The organism is Winogradskyella jejuensis (assembly GCF_900129745.1).
Classification (GTDB): domain Bacteria; phylum Bacteroidota; class Bacteroidia; order Flavobacteriales; family Flavobacteriaceae; genus Winogradskyella; species Winogradskyella jejuensis.
The window spans coordinates 287,843-307,579 of record NZ_FQWS01000002.1 but is presented as its reverse complement, the minus strand read 5'-3'; the positions used below and the strand labels follow the sequence as shown (position 1 = coordinate 307,579).

14 protein-coding genes are annotated in these 19,737 nt (G+C 34.2%); 7 read left to right on the top strand and 7 right to left on the bottom strand.

Features of this window, described 5'->3' with window-relative positions; all coding sequences use genetic code 11:
- The first annotated feature begins 115 nt into the window (after positions 1 to 115).
- Positions 116 to 919 (top strand): hypothetical protein, encoded by an 804-nt coding sequence (locus BUB95_RS09160; RefSeq protein WP_073085746.1) that lies wholly within the window; start codon positions 116 to 118, stop codon positions 917 to 919.
- A 68-nt stretch (positions 920 to 987) separates the two neighbouring features.
- Here the strand turns inward: BUB95_RS09160 and yidC are convergent, their stop codons facing one another.
- On the bottom strand, positions 988 to 2,907 hold the full coding sequence (gene yidC, locus BUB95_RS09155) for a membrane protein insertase YidC (protein ID WP_073085744.1): 1,920 nt from the start codon (positions 2,905 to 2,907) through the stop codon (positions 988 to 990).
- 95 nt (positions 2,908 to 3,002) lie between these two features.
- Positions 3,003 to 4,619, bottom strand: a complete 1,617-nt coding sequence (locus BUB95_RS09150) for a CTP synthase (RefSeq protein ID WP_073085742.1) — start codon at positions 4,617 to 4,619, stop codon at positions 3,003 to 3,005.
- Positions 4,620 to 4,822: 203 nt separating this feature from the next.
- Here BUB95_RS09150 and BUB95_RS09145 point away from each other — a divergent pair, with 203 nt between their 5' ends.
- Genes BUB95_RS09145 through BUB95_RS09135 form a run of 3 tightly spaced genes read left to right on the top strand, consistent with a single transcriptional unit; the run spans position 4,823 to position 6,846 of the window.
- Positions 4,823 to 5,653, top strand: coding sequence for a helix-turn-helix domain-containing protein (locus BUB95_RS09145; RefSeq protein WP_073085740.1), 831 nt, complete (start codon positions 4,823 to 4,825; stop codon positions 5,651 to 5,653).
- Between the two features lie 59 nt (positions 5,654 to 5,712).
- On the top strand, positions 5,713 to 6,300 hold the full coding sequence (locus BUB95_RS09140) for an SRPBCC domain-containing protein (RefSeq protein WP_073085738.1): 588 nt from the start codon (positions 5,713 to 5,715) through the stop codon (positions 6,298 to 6,300).
- A 3-nt stretch (positions 6,301 to 6,303) separates the two neighbouring features.
- Positions 6,304 to 6,846 carry a DUF4287 domain-containing protein gene (locus BUB95_RS09135; RefSeq protein WP_073085736.1) on the top strand — a complete coding sequence of 181 codons (543 nt, stop codon included), beginning with the start codon at positions 6,304 to 6,306 and terminating at the stop codon, positions 6,844 to 6,846.
- A gap of 32 nt (positions 6,847 to 6,878) precedes the next feature.
- Here BUB95_RS09135 and BUB95_RS09130 read toward each other — a convergent pair whose 3' ends face one another.
- The 4 genes from BUB95_RS09130 to guaA form a co-directional block, all read right to left on the bottom strand.
- Positions 6,879 to 7,103, bottom strand: coding sequence for a DUF3820 family protein (locus tag BUB95_RS09130; protein ID WP_073085734.1), 225 nt, complete (start codon positions 7,101 to 7,103; stop codon positions 6,879 to 6,881).
- Positions 7,104 to 7,652, bottom strand: a complete 549-nt coding sequence (locus BUB95_RS09125; protein WP_073085732.1) for a DUF922 domain-containing protein — start codon at positions 7,650 to 7,652, stop codon at positions 7,104 to 7,106.
- A gap of 73 nt (positions 7,653 to 7,725) precedes the next feature.
- A complete protein-coding gene (locus BUB95_RS09120) occupies positions 7,726 to 9,636 on the bottom strand; it encodes a LysM peptidoglycan-binding domain-containing protein (RefSeq protein ID WP_073085730.1) in 1,911 nt (636 codons plus the stop codon).
- 14 nt (positions 9,637 to 9,650) lie between these two features.
- Positions 9,651 to 11,186: a glutamine-hydrolyzing GMP synthase gene (gene guaA / locus BUB95_RS09115; RefSeq protein ID WP_073085728.1), complete on the bottom strand. Its 1,536-nt coding sequence runs from the start codon at positions 11,184 to 11,186 to the stop codon at positions 9,651 to 9,653.
- Positions 11,187 to 11,420: 234 nt separating this feature from the next.
- On the opposite strand from guaA, the gene BUB95_RS09110 reads away from it, so the two are divergent.
- Both BUB95_RS09110 and BUB95_RS09105 read left to right on the top strand, forming a co-directional pair.
- A complete protein-coding gene (locus tag BUB95_RS09110) occupies positions 11,421 to 13,268 on the top strand; it encodes a tetratricopeptide repeat protein (RefSeq protein ID WP_073085726.1) in 1,848 nt (615 codons plus the stop codon).
- Between the two features lie 213 nt (positions 13,269 to 13,481).
- Positions 13,482 to 15,446: a T9SS-dependent choice-of-anchor J family protein gene (locus tag BUB95_RS09105; RefSeq protein WP_073085724.1), complete on the top strand. Its 1,965-nt coding sequence runs from the start codon at positions 13,482 to 13,484 to the stop codon at positions 15,444 to 15,446.
- 45 nt (positions 15,447 to 15,491) lie between these two features.
- On the opposite strand, the gene bshC is transcribed toward BUB95_RS09105, so the two are convergent.
- Positions 15,492 to 17,087 carry a bacillithiol biosynthesis cysteine-adding enzyme BshC gene (gene bshC, locus BUB95_RS09100; RefSeq protein WP_073085722.1) on the bottom strand — a complete coding sequence of 532 codons (1,596 nt, stop codon included), beginning with the start codon at positions 17,085 to 17,087 and terminating at the stop codon, positions 15,492 to 15,494.
- A 142-nt stretch (positions 17,088 to 17,229) separates the two neighbouring features.
- On the opposite strand from bshC, the gene BUB95_RS09095 reads away from it, so the two are divergent.
- Complete coding sequence (locus BUB95_RS09095; RefSeq protein WP_073085720.1) at positions 17,230 to 19,710, top strand: M14 family metallopeptidase; 2,481 nt, start codon at positions 17,230 to 17,232, stop codon at positions 19,708 to 19,710.
- Positions 19,711 to 19,737 lie beyond the last annotated feature (27 nt).

The window sequence follows — 19,737 nt, the reverse complement described above, 5'->3', positions numbered from 1 at the left end:
AAAAGTCGAGGCTGATTACCTCATTTTTATATTGATTGATTTAGTTAGTGAAAAACCTTCCGGCTTTGGGAGGTTTTTCTTTTTTATATATTTATCTAAAATATGTAAATCACTAATGCAAAAATCAAAAAATCAATCCAGCCAACTCAATAAAAATATTAAACTATACTCTACAAAATCTATTACAGGCGCCACATTTCTTGGCGGTCCTTTGGTCGCTGGATATTTGATTAGTGAAAATTTCAAGGCTTTTAATGAAATAGAAAAAGCTAGAACCTCTTTAATTATAGGTATCTTCTGTACTCTAATGTTGTTCACGGCTATCTTTATGATACCAGAACAAATAATGAATAAAATTCCAAATTCTATTATACCACTAATTTACACTGGGATTATATGGTTTTTAGTGGAATGGTCTCAAGGTGATAGATTAAAAGCTCACAAAGAGAACAACCATACATTTTTTTCAGGATGGCGAGCAGCTGGATTCGGATTAATTTCACTATTAATAATTCTTGCTGGTGTTTTTGCATATACTTTTTTAGAGATGAATAATCCAGCCTACGACGTTTACGATACCAAAATAGCTGAGTTTTCTAAAAACGAAGATGAGTCTTTAAAGTTTTACGATAGGATTGATTCTAAGGGTAGAATAACCTTACTAAATGAATTAGATGAAACCGTAATTCCTCTTTGGAAAAAAAATATATCTATTGTAAACGATATTATAAAAATTGAAGATTTACCTTCTAATTTTGAATCAAGTAATGAATCGTTACTAAAATATGCCGAACTACGTTTAGAACTTTTTCAATTAACAAGAAAAGCCATAGATGAAGACACTAATAAATATGACTACAAACTGATTGATTTAAATAATCAAATAGAGGAGGCATTAAAAAACTTTAATTCGTTTTAGGTTATCTGATATAAAAAAAAGCCACAGTATTAACTGTGGCTTTTTTTATCGAAACATAATATTGAAAATTACTTTTTCCTATTACGTTGTTGAATTTGTTTTTGCTTTTCGGCTTGCTCCATCATATCCGCCATTTTCTTTTGGAAACGATTTTGCTTCTTTGGCTTGCTTTTGCTCACCTGAATTTTTGCTAAAACCTTTTCTTCATCAATAATGTAGTTTTTAATAACTAACATAATACCAATACTAATTAAGTTAGAAATAAAGTAATATAAACTTAAACCTGATGCATACTGGTTGAAGAAAACTAACATTAATAATGGCGAGAAGTAAATCATGTACTTCATCATTTTACTCATATCTGGCATTCCTTCTTGCGTAGGCTGATTTGCCATTTGCTGACCTGTAGTCATCTTCATATAGAAGAAAATAGCGATAGCTGCTAAAATTGGAAATAAACTCACATGGTCTCCATAAAGTGGAATACTGAACCCTGGAGGAAATTGATAAATTACATCATAACTACTTAAATCATCTGCCCAAAGGAAACTTTTCTGACGTAAATCGAAAGCTGTAGGGAAGAACATAAATAAAGCATAGAAGACAGGTATTTGCATTAAGCCTGGCAAGCAACCACTTAATGGACTTGCTCCTGCTTTGCTTTGCAATGCCATAGTTTCTTGTTGTGCTTTTAATTTATTGTCTTTGTATTTAGCTCTAATAGCATCTAACTCTGGCTTTAGAATTTTCATTTTTGCCTGAGACAAAAACTGCTTATATTGCACAAAAGACAATAGTATCTTCACTAAAACTGTCATCACAATAATGGCAATACCATAAGGTAAAAAGCTACTTAGGAATCCAAATAAAGGAATAAATATAGCTTTATTAATCCAACCAAAAATTCCCCATCCAAATGGGATGCTTTCTTCTAGATTCTTCTCATAAGTCTTTAACACTTTACTATCTGTAGGTCCATAATAAAGCCCCATATTGGTATCAAAGTTTCCACCTTTAACAACTAGTGGCATCTTAGAGGCGTAAAGTTTTGTATAAACCGTATCAACTTCTTCATCTTGAACCAAGTCCTTAGATGACATACTCACCGTCTTAAAAGGTGAATCTGGAACCAAAATACTGCTAAAGAAATGCTGACGGTAAGATATCCAGCTCACATCAGAAACCACTTCTTCATCATCATTCATCTGAGCTAACTTATCTATCTTATCTCCTTCATGCTGATAGGTTAAACGTGTATATCTATTCTCGTAAGTAATACTCTGGTCATGTCTGTAACCTTTAAGTTTCCAATCGAGATTTACCTCTTTAGAACTATTAACAATGCCATCTAAACCTTGTGATTTTATGGTAAAATCAATCATGTAATCATTTGGTTTCAACTCGTAACGGTACTCTAAATATTTAGATTCTGAAACCTTAAGTTTCATAGAAACTACCGTATTATCACCATTCTTAGTTACTGATGGTTGAAAATAAAGACTCTCCGTATTTAGGGTACGATTGTCTGTCGTTGCAAAATTGATATTAAGATTGGTATTTCCATCTTTTACCAAGTAGATAGGCGCATCGTTATAATCTACGAAGGCTTTTAGCTTAACTTCCGATAAATGACCACCTTTATTATTGAATTTTAAGCTTAAAACTTCCGTTTCAACTTCCGTTACGGCATCAGTTGCCGATGGTAATGTTGAAGCATAAGCAAAAGCGCCTAACTTATTTCTTAAGGCAATTTGCTGTAAAGAGTCTGATGCAGACACATTAGAATAATCTTCAGCAGTAGTTACTGCTGTTAAGGCTTGTTCTTCAGGTTTGACTTTATTTTCAGCTTCAACTTTTTCAGTCTCTGCTTTTTTCTGTGCTTCTAATTCTTCTGGACTAGGTTGGTTTTGGTAGAAATACCATATCATTATTCCGAATAACAGAATAAAACCTATCATTGAGTTAATATCAAATTTCTTTTCTTCCATATGTCATTGTCGTAGTTACGACGTTGTAAATTGATTAGTTAATGCTCTCGATATCCCAAAAAGCTATCCAAAGTCTTATTTATGCCAAACTGACACTAATTTTCTATTTTATATTTTAGGGCAGCTGCTACAAAAGATACGAATAGCGGATGTGGATTAGCCACAGTACTCTTATATTCTGGATGATACTGCACACCTACAAACCAATTATGCGTTGGTAACTCAACAATTTCTACCAGACCTGTTTCAGGATTAAGTCCGGTAGTTTTAAGGCCTGCCGCTTCAATCTGTGCTTTATAATCGTTATTAAATTCAAAGCGGTGTCTGTGACGCTCTTTTATATCTGTAGTTCCATAAGACTTGTAGGTTATACTATCATTTTCAACTTTACAATCCCAAGAGCCTAAACGCATGGTTCCACCTTTGTTAACTACATTTTTTTGCGATTCCATAAGGTCAATGACCGGATGAGGCGTATTTTCATCCATCTCAGTAGAATTGGCACCTTCAAGTCCTAAAACATTTCGTGCATATTCAATAACCGCCATTTGCATACCTAAGCAAATACCTAAAAATGGGATGTTGTGTTCTCTTACGTAACGCACCGCATCAATCTTTCCTTCGATACCGCGCTCTCCAAAACCAGGCGCAACTAATACACCATCTAAATGGCTTAGTTTCTTCTCTACATCATCAGTGCTTAAGTATTCTGAATGGATTGACTCTACATTAACCTTAACTTCGTTTTCAGCACCTGCATGAATAAAAGCTTCTAAGATAGACTTGTATGAATCTTGTAACTCAACGTACTTACCGATTAAGCCAATAGTAACCTCGCCTTTTGGGTTTTTATGTCGCTTTAGAAACTCGTTCCAACGGCCTAAATCTGGTTGGTTACTTTCTAAATCTAACTGTTTTAAAACTACTTTATCTAATTGCTCTTCGAGCATTAAATTTGGTACGTCATAGATGGTTGACGCATCAATAGATTGAATAACAGCTTCCTTTTTTACATTACAGAAACGTGCTAATTTGGTTTTTATACTATCACTTAACTCATGCTCAGTACGACATACCAAAATATCGGCCTGTACGCCACTTTCCATTAAGGTTTTTACGCTATGTTGGGTTGGTTTTGTTTTTAATTCACCGGCAGCAGACAAATATGGCACAAGCGTTAAATGAATAACACATGTATTATGCTCCCCTAAATCCCACTCTAATTGACGAACCGCCTCAACATATGGAAGAGATTCAATATCACCCACTGTACCGCCAATTTCGGTAATAACAATATCGTAATCGCCAGAGTTGCCTAAAATTTGAATGCGATGCTTAATCTCATCCGTAATATGCGGAATAACCTGCACCGTTTTGCCTAAAAACTCCCCACGACGTTCTTTATCTATAACACTCTGATAAATACGGCCCGTAGTTACATTATTGGCTTGTGATGTAGGAACGTTTAAGAAGCGCTCATAGTGTCCTAAATCCAAATCTGTTTCTGCTCCATCGTCAGTAACGTAACATTCGCCATGCTCATATGGATTTAAGGTGCCTGGGTCGATGTTGATGTATGGGTCTAATTTTTGGATGGTGGTTCTGTAACCTTGGGCTTGGAGTAATTTGGCTAGAGACGCCGCTATAATGCCTTTTCCGAGAGAAGAAGACACGCCGCCAGTTACAAAAATATACTTAGGATTTGTTGTCATGTTGCGCTGTTAAACGCAGGCAAATTTACGAAATTAAATGACTTATTTGAGAACTATTTTGGGTTTGTTTCTGTTGTACCTTACAAAGATTTATAATCTTGATTTTGAAAGATTTTTAAGCTAACTTCGTTTAACAACAGTTATGAAATACGAAAACATTTTCATCATCTGATTGAAGCATTATTACTCAATACCAAAGCACATTGATATTTGAAACACATAATTTAAAGAAACCATTAGTAGATTATATAGAGTCTATATTCTATTACAAAGGGTTTAAGCCAGACCATTCTATTGAACGTGTAGTTCCTACGGGACATGTTTTTATAATATTTGAGTTGGATGGTTTTGAATATCATACGTTTGACAGAAAAACCTTGAAACCTAACGGAAATTACAGAAACGTATGGGTTTCTGGCATGCATAAAGATTACCTTTCTATTTCTGCTCATCAGAATTCTGAAATGTTTGTAATTCAATTTAAAACTAGTGGCGTGAGTCCTTTTTTCGATATTCCAATTCACGAGCTAAACAACAAAGTAATCCATGCCCAAGAACTATTTGGAAATGAAATTTTAGAATTAAGAACTCAGATTTTAAACGCTATGAGTATTTCAGAAAAGTTTAAAAATGCTGAAAACTGGCTTTTGAAAAGATTTGACAAAAGCCATTCAGCAGCAGAAGACGTTCAATCCATCCTCAAGAAAATACAATCTCAACCTGTTTCAGAAAGTAGCACAATTATTGCTTCCTATCCAAACTCCCAAAAGCACCTTATCAATCAGTTTAAAAAATACTTTGGGTTAACCCCAAAAGTGTTTCATAGAATTTTTAGATTTAATGAGATTCTCAAACAAATCCGAAATAAGCAGAAATTAAAATGGACAGATATTGCCTATGAGTTTGGTTATTCTGACCAATCGCATTTTATAAAAGAATTTAAAGAGTTCTCAGGCTTTAACCCAGAAGAATTTATCAATTTTGACTTTCATAAGGATGAACCCAATTTCTTCCCACTTGACAGGGAAGGTTAATTTTTTACTATCAGGTTAATATCAAACTTCTTAATTTGCGATTTACTAATCTCATCAATATGAAAAAAATACTATTTATAAGTTTATTGGTTTCTATTCCTTTTTTATCAATAGCGCAATCAAATAATGTATCCAAAGAAAACAGAGTTACTTCTATTGTTGATTCTTCTCACGTCTACAATGTGGTTTTAAAACAATCATTTATAGTTAATGTAGCTTTAGATTCTGTTTGGAATGCGTATACTACAAAAAAAGGATGGGAAAGTTGGGCCACTGCGATTGCTGATATTGATTTTAAAATTAATGGAGTTATAAAAACTAATTACAATAAGAATGGTAGTATTGGAGATGATTCTACAATTACATTACACATCATAAATTATATCCCAAAGCGGATGTTAACACTTCAGGCAGAACTCAATAAAAACTTTCCAGAATTTATGAAAGAAGATGAGAAAGACTTATTTAATACAATTCTTTTTGAAGAAATAAGCCCTACAAAAACAAAAGTCACTTCTTATGGTATAGGCTATAAAAAGAACGAAAAATATATGTCTTTGATGAAATTTTTTATTCAAGGTAATGAACAATCATACCTAAATTTAATATCCTATTTAGAAACAGGAAAACCTAGTGTAAAATATTAACAAATGGAAAAAGCATTACAAACAATGATTGATAATATGCCTGAAAAAACAGGTAAATCATTAGAAGAGTGGAAGTCTATATTGCAGTCTAAAGATTTTGCTAAACATTCTGAAGCAGTAAATTATCTCAAAAATGAACATAGTGTTACACATGGTTTTGCCAACACCATAGTTTCTTTGTCTAAGGAAGAACAAACAACGCCACAAGATTTAGTTAAAATTCAATACAACGGTAAGGAAAATTTATTTCAAATTTATGAAAACCTAATTTCTGTTATTAAAACTTTTGGAGATGATGTAAAGGTTACTCCGAAGAAAACTGAAGTTAGTTTGGACAGAAAAAGAAAATTTGCTGTTATAAAACCTGCAACTAAATCAAGGATAGATTTGGGATTAAAGTTAAAAGGAAAACCAACAACGGAAAGACTCGAAAATTCTGGTCCATTTGGAACAATGTGTACGCATAGAGTAAGATTAACAGATGTAAACCAAATAGACTCTGAATTAATAGAATGGGTTAAGGAAGCCTATCAAAAAGCTGAATAAATTCTGACTACAACACAATAAAACCAAGCTTCTCAAAACTCCCTCCTAATCGTATAAATTAACTCTTCTAATCCGTTGATTTTAATATCGTACATCTGTTGCATCATATTGCCTAGCTTTCCTTTTGGGAAGCCTTTTTGCTTAAACCATGTGTAGTAATATTCAGGAATGTCTACCAGATATTGGTCTTTGTATTTGCCAAATGGCATTTTGTATTTGGCGAGTTCTATTAAAGCGGCTTTATTCCCTGATAACATTTACTGTGTTTTAAAAGCTTCAAGCTTTTTTAACTCTGCCGTAATATAGTTTTGCCAAGCCGCTTGCTGTTCTTTGTTAATAGAGTGATTAGTCTCATCATCGTACTTGTTTTGCATCTCATACGAAGCTTTACTAATGGCTTTATACAAACTATTTAATTGGGTTTTGAGCTGCGATGAGGCTCTTAATTCACTTATCTGCTGACGAAACATACGCGCATGCAACTCTGTAATATTAAAGTGCAATTGTTCGTGTTTAAGAATATGGTCGTCAGCATCTTCTACCTTATACCAAGATTCTGATGGATAGAATAAACACTCTACAGTGGTTGAAAAATCGGTAATTCTATTGCCTGTTTTACCTATAGAAAATCCAAATGAAATTCCAGAAGCTGTTAATGCAGCGGCATCTGTATTGGGATTAGGCTTGCCTTTAAAATCTGCCCAGACCAAAGGTCTGTCTTCTTGCCAAGAAAAAGTTTCTAAATCTTTGTCTTGAGCAAATGTAAATGAAGTGACGAATAGAAGGGCAAAAAATAATCTTATCATATTAGCGGTAATTCAATCTTAAGAACGTGAACTAGTACTTGATATTGTAGTAAAAGATTGAATACAATAGACTTTAGTCCACCTCAACAATCTTAAGATTATCGAACTTTACAATGTAAGACGCTTCGTTAACATAGCCACCAAACAACTTTTTGTTATAGCGGAACTTGTTTTCGATATACTCTGTTTCCGTATCAGAATTGCCAAATCCTTCTTCTGCAGATAAACGTAATAAGATATCCATCGTTAAATCGTAACCTCTTGTTGCATACTTGCTAGGCGAAACGCTATACCTTTCCGTGTATTGCTTTACAAACGCATTCGCATTTTCACCATCGTATTCTTTATTAATCGTGGCATAATGGAATTTAAGATTAGATAAATGGTAATTATTATCTGGATCTTTACTCTCAAAAGCCTTACTTTTATGAGTTGTCGTTAATATAATCTCGATTTTATCGGTAGATAATCCATTTAACAAACTAATAATACTAGAACCAAAAGAAACATCATCGGTTTCTAAAAACACGATGTTCTTACCTGGCTTAAAAACGCCTTCGAAGGTCGTTGGGTAGATAAAATAAGCGTCTTTACCTTTATCCTTACCTTTTTTATTTACCTCAGAGAATAACTGTGTAGCTACAGGAAACTCTTTCTTAAGATTGTTACTAACTTCTTTATGTTTCTGGTCTGCGATAATTACAACTTGGGTCTTAGTACTGTCTGCTTTTATATAGTTGACCATACGTTGAGATAATATCTTTTTCTCTGGAATGGTTTGATAAACATTACGAGACACTTTTGTGGGCAGCGCTAATGGTGCAAAAACAGGCACATTATCACTATTAACAGCAGCAGCAAAACGGTCGAAAGTTTTAGTCATCATAGGACCGATAACAGCGTCATAATTCGAAAAGTCTTCATTATCTACAATATTAGCCACTTCTGCAGTTCTGTTTTCAGTATCAAAAACTTTTAAATCTGTAGAAATGCCCAATTCTTTTGCAGAATCTAATGCCATTAAAACTCCTGAATGAAAATCTAGAGCTGTACTTAACACTTTATCAGATTTCATCATAGCCTTCACCTCTGCTACTGAGTCTATATCTATAAGATGAAGTTTGAATGGCAATAACAAAGCTAGACGCTTGGTATCTGTATTCTTAATGTTATCTCTTAAATCTGTTTTGTCAAAATCTTCAGAAAGTGTTGATGCCACCTCCACATCCGATGGTACTTTTAATACCATTCCTGATTTTAAGCCAGTTTCCTCTAGACCTGGATTTAGTTCCTCTAACTGTTCTTGAGTAAGACCTAATTTTACTTTAAGTCTGAAAAACCCTTCCTTTGGCTGAACTTCGTAAAAGTTATATTCTGTATCTGTTGGTTTCTCTTCATTGTTAGCAATATTAGGTACATTTAATTCATCTCCAGGTTGAATCACCTCATTCATATTAGGATTTAAGTCCTCCAATTCTTGAACTGTAATCCCAAATTTGTAAGCGATACGCCACTTGCCTTCACTAGGCTGTACTGTATATTTTTTAATGGTGTTAGATAAGGTTTGCTTAGACACTACCGTTTTGTAACGCGGTATTCTAATACGGTCACCTTTTCTTAAATTTTCTGAATATAGTCTTGGATTTGCTTTTTTGATTTCGTCCTCAGTAACCTTGTACTGTTTAGATAATCCATAAAGTGTTTCTTTTCGTTTTACTTTATGTTTTTTGTAGTCAATGATTTCTTTTGAAGGCTCTACGATTTCATCATTCTTAACTTTAGAATTTGGAATAATCAATGTCATATTTGGCGCAAAATCAGCTTTGGCATCTGGGTTAAGAGCATATATATCAAAAGGTGTTACTAAATATCTTTTGGCTATACTCTCTATGGTCTCACCAGATTTTACTTTGTGCGTTTTATAATTCTGAGCACTTGCACAAAATGAAAATACAAAGATGATGATGGCTAAAAAATTCTTCATTTACTACAATTTAATTATTCCCACTCTATAGTCGCAGGCGGTTTAGAACTAATGTCATATACTACTCTATTAACGCCTTTTACTTTATTTATTATTTCGTTTGAGGTTTTTTGCAAAAACTCATAAGGTAAATTTACCCAATCCGCCGTCATACCATCTGTACTTTCTACAGCTCTTAAAGCCACACACTTTTCGTATGTACGCTCATCTCCCATAACACCTACACTATTTACTGGCAACAACATGGCTCCTGCTTGCCAAACCTTATCGTACAAATTCCAAGAACGTAAATTATTTATAAAAATGGCATCTACTTCTTGTAATATACGAACTTTCTCTCGTGTTAGATCTCCAAGAATTCGGATTGCTAATCCTGGTCCAGGAAATGGATGACGACCTAATAAATGGCTATCCATATTCATTGATGCACCAACACGTCTTACCTCATCCTTAAATAACGCCTTTAATGGCTCAACCACTTTAAGCTTCATAAAATCTGGTAATCCACCAACATTATGATGACTTTTTATCGTTGCACTTGGTCCACCTGTAGCCGAAACACTTTCTATCACATCAGGGTAGATAGTACCTTGTGCTAACCATTTTACATCTTGAATCAAATGCGCTTCATCATCAAAAACCTCAATAAAAACACGACCTATGGTCTTGCGTTTTTCCTCTGGGTCACTCTTTCCTGCTAAGGCATCCAAAAAGCGTGCCGAAGCATCTACACCTTTTACGTTTAATCCCATACCTTCGTATTGATGTAGTACATCTTCGAACTCATTTTTACGTAGCAAACCGTTGTTTACAAAGATGCAGTAGAGATTTTTACCAATGGCTTTATGCAATAACATTGCCGCTACGGACGAGTCCACACCACCAGACAACCCAAGAACCACTTTATCGTTCCCTAGCTTGTCTTTTAAGTCTTGTACGGTTTCTTCTACAAAAGCATTTGGTGTCCAATCTTGCTCAACCTTAGCAATTTTTACTAAGAAATTTTGAAGCAGTTGGTGTCCGTCTGTAGAATGATAAACTTCTGGATGAAATTGAATGGCATATGTAGTTTCACCTTCAATCTTAAAAGCTGCATTTTCTACGTCTTCTGTACTTGCTAATAACACACCGCCTGTTGGTAGTTTCTTTATGGTATCGCTATGGCTCATCCATACTTGGCTACCTTCGTGTATGTTTTCAAAAAAGTTTTCATCTTCTTTTACAAAGCCTAAATTAGCTCTACCATATTCTCTCGTGTTAGATTCAGCCACTTCTCCTCCAGAAAAATGCGCTAAATACTGTGCGCCATAACATACGGCTAGCATAGGTTTTTTCCCTCTAATATTTGATAAATCTGGATGAAGGACGTCTTCTCCCCGAACCGAGTTTGGGCTACCAGAAAGAATAACTGCTTTGAAGCTATCTGAATCTGAAGGAATCTTGTTGAATGGATGAATCTCGCAATAAATATTTAACTCTCTAACGCGACGCGCAATAAGCTGTGTATATTGCGACCCGAAATCTAAAATAAGGACTTTGTTGTGTTGCATGTGCAAAAATAATCATTGCAATGAAATTTACGATTTACGATTTATGATTTTTTGAATAGTTTTTAACATATAAAAGAAGTTTAATTTGAAATTGAATTCCAAACAGAAAATTTTGGAATTTGACCTACGAAATTTGAATCTTTTGAAGTTGTACCCCTTTTGTCCTACCTGTAAAATTTAGGCTCTTTTTATAATTGGTATCTTTATAATTTTATCTAAACACTTTAATGAGCTATGATTTTTAAACATATTACATTAATTACGGTATTCTTTTTATCATTATCGATAGGTGCTCAAAATAAGAAGAAAATTGACAGTCTAATGCAGATTTACAAAGAGTTACCCAACGATACCACAAAAGTTAATGTATTAAATCAAATAATTATCTATCACTTAAAAAATGATACCTCAAAGGCAAAGCATTTTGTTAATAGACAATATGAGCTGGCAAAGAGTATTAATTTTCAAAAAGGAATAGCTACCAGCTTTTATAATCTTGCAAATTATCATAGTAAGAAAAAAGCATTAGACTCAGTCATCTATTATTACAAAAAGAGTCTAAAAAAATATGAAGAAATCAATTTTATTGAGGGTCAAGCATCCGTTAGGTATTCGCTTATTGATTACGTCAGGTGGGAAGAGGGTTACGAGGCTGCACTCAAAATGATTGCTGAAAACTTAGAATTCTATCAAAAAATTAACGACTCTAACTACATAGCAAAAACCTTTGAAAAGGAAGCTAGAGCGCATTTCTTTAATGATAATTATGTACTAGCAGTTAAAAAAAACCTTAAGGCCTTAAAATACTTTGAAAAAAGAAAAGACACATCTCATCTTGGCAATATATATACCAATCTAGCTAAAACAGAATGCGAGTTAGAGAATAATGATCAAGCTTTGGAATATGCAAAAAAATCTCTGGCTCTAATTGATGAAAATAACAAGAAGTATCTATGCAACATGTATAACACTATTGGCATTATTTATACTCAACAAAAAGACTTCAAAAGAGCGGATAGCTCATTCAATAAAGCCTTTAGTCTGGCCAAGGATGAAAATTGGCCTTATATGCAGAAACTAGTACTCTTTAATCATGGTGAAAGTTATAAAGAGCGTGAGGATTATGAGATGGCTCTAGAAAAAGCTAAAGCTTATTTAGATATTGAAAAGAACAACCAAAATAATAGGATTTCATCTCTTGGTCCTTTAACTATGGGAACTGCACTTGTAAATTTAAACCGAGCACAAGAGGCTAAACCATTTTTAGACAAAGCATTAGAAGCTGCTAATAAGGAGAACTTAAAACGTAGGCTCATTCCAACATATCAAAATCGTGCAAGAGCTAATGCTATGCTGAATAATTATAAAGAAGCCTATGAAGACCATAAAATGTATGTTATTCTACAAGACTCTGTTTTCAACAAAACAAAATCAAAACAGATAGAAGAACTTCGCACCATTTATGAAACCGAAAAAAAGGAACAAGAAATAAAAAATCAAAAAAATGAAATAGAGATTTTAAATATAAAAAGTAAAAACAATAATCTTCAACGTCTTTTACTGGCGCTAGGTTTAGCAATGGCTCTAATAGCAGTTTACGCCTTTTACCAAAGAAATAAACGTAATAAATTGGCTAAGGAAAAAGCTGAAAGTGATTTAGAATTTAAAACCAAAGAACTCACTACGCACGCCTTACATCTCGCAAAAAAGAACGAAGTCCTAAACGACTTAAAACAAAAAGCCAAGGTATTAAAAGCTGATGCAGATGCTGATCCTGGCTACCAAATGCTCATACAGACCATCAACTTCGATTTGCAGGACGATAACAACTGGGAAAACTTTAGTAAGTATTTTGAGCAAGTGCATAAAGGGTTTAATAACAAAGCACAAGAACAGTATCCTAGCGTTACCAAAAATGATCTGCGTTTAATGGCACTCTTAAAAATGAATCTATCTTCAAAAGATATTGCAAATATCTTAAACATCTCTAGTGATGGGATTAAAAAAGCCAGACAACGCCTTCGTAAAAAGATGGGATTGGACTCAAGTGAGTCTTTAGAAGCCACAATTATAGGTATTTAATCTAAAAATTAAAACCGTTTAAAACACCTGTAAATACAGGTGTTTTTTTATGTACCCCTTTTGTACCCTGCACTTATTTTGGAACTTTTAGCTACTCCATTATGTTTGTTTTGTATACATCCTAAAATAGTATTGTGTTTTATTAATTAGCTACAATTCTTTTTCAATGTGTACACGAAAAACTATTAATCCAATCCACAAAAACAAAACATTATGAAAACTATTATTTTAGGTATCCTTTTACTACTTGTAGTTACAGGATTACAGTCACAAACTACAATCATAGAAGAAGGGTTTGAAAGCGGAATATTTCCACCAACAGGTTGGGCTACCTTTAGAGGTGTTGATGATGTTGGACCTGCTAATGATTGGACAACTAGTACAGATGCATATACTGGTAATTTAGCAGCGTTCAGTCGTTATGCAAATTCAAATATTGGTGTAGCGGAAGATTGGTTAGTCACACCGTTAATAGACCTAACTAATGCTTCAAACACAGTTCTGTCGTTTTTCTCTAAAGAAAATTTTAATACTGAATATGCTTCACGGTATGATGTTAGAATATCAACAATTTCACAAACAACGCATGCTGATTTTTCAACAATAGCAACATACAGCGATTTTACTTTAGATTATGAACAGATTATTATTAATCTTTCTGCATATGATGGTCAACAGATCTACATCGCTTTTGTACATATAGATGAGTATCAAGATGACTGGTTATTAGATGATATCTCAATTTTATCTGATTCGGAATGCCAAATAGGTTATAGTAAACCAACCTATCTTTCAGCAGGACGGTTATTAGGCCAGAGTTTTACAGCAGAATGTACAGGTAGTTTAGAATATGTTCAGTTTAACACACCAGAGACTGGTACTGTATCCTCTAATACATTAAATATTTTTGAGGGTAACGGAACTAGCGGAAATCTCATTTATACTGAAGTATTCCCAGACATAAATGTTACGACTATAAATGATGATATCAGAGTCTATCTTGTAGATGAATTAAATGTTGTAGAAGGACATCAATACACATTTCAATTTTATGTAGATAATCTTCTTACGGAATATAGTGGTAGTAGCACAATAAATCCCTATCCTGGAGGATCATCCATAAATTCTAATGGTTTTCCTAGCCCTAACCTAGACAGAGGTTTTGAAGTCTCTATTAAGGGCCTACTATGCTTTCCACCTGAAGATATTTTGGTAACATCAATTACAGATGTAACCGCAACTATTTTATGGACATCACCAAACTCTAATGCTGATACCTTTGATGTACTACTTATGGCATCGGGCGATAATCCAGAAACAGAAACCCCTTTATTTAGTGAAACAACTACAGGTAACGCTACTAGCATTGAGTTTACAAGTCTCATTCTGGATACAACCTACGACGTATATGTTGTATCACAATGTGAAAATAGCTCGAGTTTATATTCACCAGTAATTTCATTTACAACAAATGAATTACCTACACCAATAAATGATAGCCTATGTGACACTATTATGATTACGATGAATACCAATTCTAGTGGAGGAGCATATTATAACAACTATAGTAGTACTGAAGCTAATGAACTTGCAGGATCGTGTTATGCTGACGATGTTTCAAATCATTCTGTTTGGTTTAGCTTTGTAGCACCTGCCTCTGGTGAGGTACAGATAAACACACGATATCCTGATGGTACACTAACCGACTCTCAATTATTATTATATGATGTTTTAGATTGTACTAATTTAGCAACTGCAACACTTTTGGCATGTGATGAGGACGATGATGCTAATATAGACGAAAATGGTGCTCCACAATATAATGCCCTCATAGAGTATTCTGGTCTAACTGCTGGCGAAACCTATTATATTTCCGTAGATGGTTATTCTGGACAAACTGGTTCTTTTGATATTGGTGTTTTTGATCGTAGTACACTTTCAACCAACCAAATTGAAACGAATAATGTGTTAAAAGTTTATCCAAATCCAACAGAAGATTATATCAACATTTTAAATCTAAATACACAAGAAAATTATATAATTTATGATGTTTTAGGAAAACAAGTAAGCTCTGGTCAACTTCTACGGCAGTCACAGATTTTAGTGTCGCATTTAGATAAAGGCATTTACTTCTTAAAACTTGATAATTATGAAACGTTACGATTCATAAAGAATTAAGTTGATACTAGTTAAAAAAAGTAAGCTTTATTTAGCTTGCTTTTTTTATATAGTGACAATTAGAAATTCACCTTCTAATGGCTGTAAAAATTCAATCAAAGTAGGTATTAAATCCTCTCCAAACTCCAAATACAACTCTGAGAAATTAGTATTACGCTCTTGCAAGCTTTGATTAGGAAACAGTTGCTCTTGCAAGTCAGTGGCTCTAGAAATTTCGTCGGCAAGTTTTCTCTTTTGGGCTTTTAGTAAGCGCTTTTCTAGATGTTGTAAACCCTTTATTTGCTTTTTTACTTGCGCATCAACAGCACCAATAAATGACTTATCGGTTTGTTCTGCTAGGGCATATAAATGCTGAAATTGTTGTTCTAAATGCTGTATCTGTTGAGTAAAATCAATATCTATATTAGATATTAGTCTAACATGCTTGTTAATAAAACTCGGACGTTTTAGAAATAAATCTTTATTAGATATTTCTAGGTGTTTTTGTTTTTGATTTTGCTTTTCGGTTTTTATTAAAACTGAATTACGAAGCAACAGTATAGGAAAAACAACCGCTTGCGCTTCAAAATTTGATTTTACTTGAAACCAGTAGGCTAACTCGCCGCCGCCTCCAATATAACATAGATTCGGTAGAATAACTTCTTGATACAATGGACGCATAATGACATTTGGTGAAAAACATTCAGGTGATTCCAAAAGGTGTTTCAGCAATTCGTCTTTTGTCCAGCTGATTTCGGTGTTTTTCACCTTAAAAACACCAGCTTCAAAAACAATACGTTCCCGAAGATTATATGTTATGTAGAATAAATTAATTTCTCTTGGATTAACTTGTACACCGTAACCTAAGGCTTCGATTAGTTTGTTAGTCTCATTAACTTTATTAAAACTCGTTTGCTCTACTAATTCCTTTTGCATGTTTGGAATAAACAAACGTTTCAAATCTGCATCATCCGCATCTAAAATCACTAAACCATAGTTGGTAAAAAGCGCATTTGCCAAATAACGTGTAGCATCGGCCAAATTATCATGATTCACATAAGCTTCTTTAAACCAAAGCTTCAATTGCTCCGCGTGTTTTCCAGGACCAAACTCCGACGAAATAATATCTAAAACAGCATCTAATCCGTTAGTATCAAAACGACCAACCGCACCTCCATCTTCACGATTCCATTTTATTTTTTTGCCTTTAAAATTGAAATAACTAATCTCGTCAAAATCATGGTCTTCTGACGCCATCCAATAAATTGGTACAAAATTATAATCAGGATACTTCTCTTTAAGTTCTTTTGTAAGATTTATGGTCGATATAATTTTGTGTAAGAAATATAACGGTCCCGTAAATAGATTTAATTGATGACCAGTAGTTATAGTAAATGTATTTTCTTGCTGTAGGCTTTCAATATTTTGAACAGTCAACTCTGAGGCTTCAATATTTTGATATTGTTTTTTAAGAACTTCAACTAAGACAGTTCTCGACTGATTATTAAAAGCGAAAGATTTGTCTTCAATTTGTGCCTTAAAGTTTTCAAGATTTGGAAAACGATTATACAAAGGCTTTAGCTTTGGGTTTTCATCCAAATAATCGCAGATAAACGAAGAAAAGTAGTTTGTCTCTCTAAACGAAATACAGTCGGTTGGCATGTGTAATCTTTAAATCAGGCATAAATATACATTATGCGCAAAAGACAACTGCTAATTTTTAGTTAATATGACTATTAGAAACACCATATTATAAAACACAGTATTTATTTTTACTAGCTTTGATGCTAAACTAACTCTTACTATGCAAAGACTCCTTTTATCGTTATTATTTGTTTTTGGATTAAGTCTATCGACATTTTCGCAAAACATTCCATCACCAAATGAATTTTTAGGTTACCCAATCGGCACACAATTTAGCAGACACCATCAAGTTGTGGACTATTTTAAAGCTGTTGAGAAAGCTGTTCCTAAGCAAATGAAACTAGAAAAATATGGTGAAACTTATGAACGTCGTCCTCTATATTTAGCCTACATCTCTAGTGAAGAAAACATCAAAAGTCTTGAAAACATTCGCGAGAATAATTTGAAGAATGCTGGTTTACTAAATGGCACTCCTAACAATCTTGAAGTTGCTATTGTATGGTTAAGCTACAACGTTCACGGTAATGAAGCCTCTAGTACTGAAGCTTCGATGTTGACACTTTACAAACTATTAACCGAAAAGCAAGAGTGGCTAAAAAATACGATAGTTATTATCGACCCATGTATTAACCCAGATGGTCGTGACCGTTATGTGAATTGGTTTAACGAAACGGCTAGCCAACCTTACGACATCGACCAGCAAGCTAGCGAACATAATGAACCTTGGCCTGGCGGAAGACCAAACCATTATCTATTTGATTTGAATCGTGATTGGGCTTGGGCAAGCCAAATAGAGTCAGCTTCAAGACTAAAAGCGTATAATAAATGGATGCCACATATTCATGTCGATTTTCATGAGCAAGGTATAAACGAGCCGTATTATTTTGCGCCAGCTGCAGAACCGTTTCATGAAATAATTTCGGATTTTCAACACAACTTTCAAACGGAAATCGGGAAAAATCACGCCAAATATTTCGACAAAGAAGGTTGGTTATTTTTCACACGCGAACGCTTCGATTTGTTTTATCCAAGTTATGGTGACACCTACCCAACTTATATGGGCGCTATTGGTATGACTTACGAACAAGGTGGACACGGACGTGCTGGTTTAGGTATTTTAAACGACGAAGGCCATGTACTGACTTTAGTTGAGCGTTTAACGCATCATACGACTACTGGTTTATCTACTGTTGAGATTGCTTCAAAAAATGCGAAACGCTTAAATGATGAATTCGGGAAATTCTTCGATAATTCAAATTTGAAATATAAAAGCTATGCGCTTTCAGGGAATTCAGATAGAATAGAACGTTTGAAATCACTTTTAGAAAAGCACGACATTGCATTTGAAAATGCAACTACAACTAAGGCAACAGGCTATAATTATACCACTGGAAAACAAGGTAGTATTAGTTTAAATAACAACTCGCTTGTAGTACATACAAATCAGCCAAAAGGTAAAATGGTAAAAGTGTTATTTGAGCCTAACGCAAAACTCACCGACTCTTTAACCTATGACATCACGGCTTGGAGTATGCCTTACGCTTACGGATTAGATGCTGTGGCAAGTACAACGAAAATAGCTAGTACTAAACCTACTTCAACAACGGAATACCAAGTCTTACAAGATGCTTATGGCTACGTGAGCGATTGGGACTCGATGAAAGATGCGCAATTTTTAGCTTCACTTTTAAAAGCAAATTTCAGAGTACGTTTTACAGAAAAACCATTCACATCAAACGGAAAAAGTTTTGAACGTGGTTCATTAATCATTACAAAAGGTGATAATGCCAAGCTAGACAATATGCTTTCTACCTTGAATAGTATTGCTAAAAAGCACGATAAGGCGCTAGCTACTATCAATTCAGGATTTTCACAACGCACACCAGATATTGGGTCGCCAGATATTAAGTTAATCAATAAACAGAAAATAGCTATGCTTTCAGGTGAAGGCACCTCATCATTAAACTATGGCGCACTTTGGCACTTTTTTGAGCAGCAATTGCATTATCCAGTAACATCGATAAATACGGATAACTTGAGTCGAACAAATTTAGACAAGTACAATATCTTAATCATGCCAAGTGGTTATTATGGCCGTATTTTAAATGAGGACTTGATGAAAACCTTAAAAGATTGGGTGCGTTCTGGAGGTAAAGTTATTGCTATTGATGCTGCCCTAAGAAGCTTTGCAGGTAAAGACGGCTTTAGCTTAAAGTACAAATCAAGTGAGAACAGTGAAGAATCTGAAAACCTCACTCCTTATGCTGACCGTGAACGCGAATACGCAAACAATCTAATAACAGGAGCTATCTTTAAAAGTAAAATAGACAATACGCATCCTATGGCATTTGGGTATGACAACCATTATTTTACCCTAAAAATAGGAAGTTCAGCATACGACTTGTTGGATAATGGGTATAACGTTGGACATATTTCAGATACTAAAGTGTTCTCTGGTTTTGCAGGAAAAAATGCACTGAATAATTTAGAAAACACGTTAGTATTTGGTGAAGAACGTATGGGAAGTGGAAGTTTTATTTACATGGCAGATAACCCTATGTTCAGAAGTTTTTGGGAAAACGGAAAGCTCTTCTTAGTGAACGCCATTTTCTTTGTTAATAATAACGCATTCGAATTATAAAATAATACTAGCTATACAAATCACCAA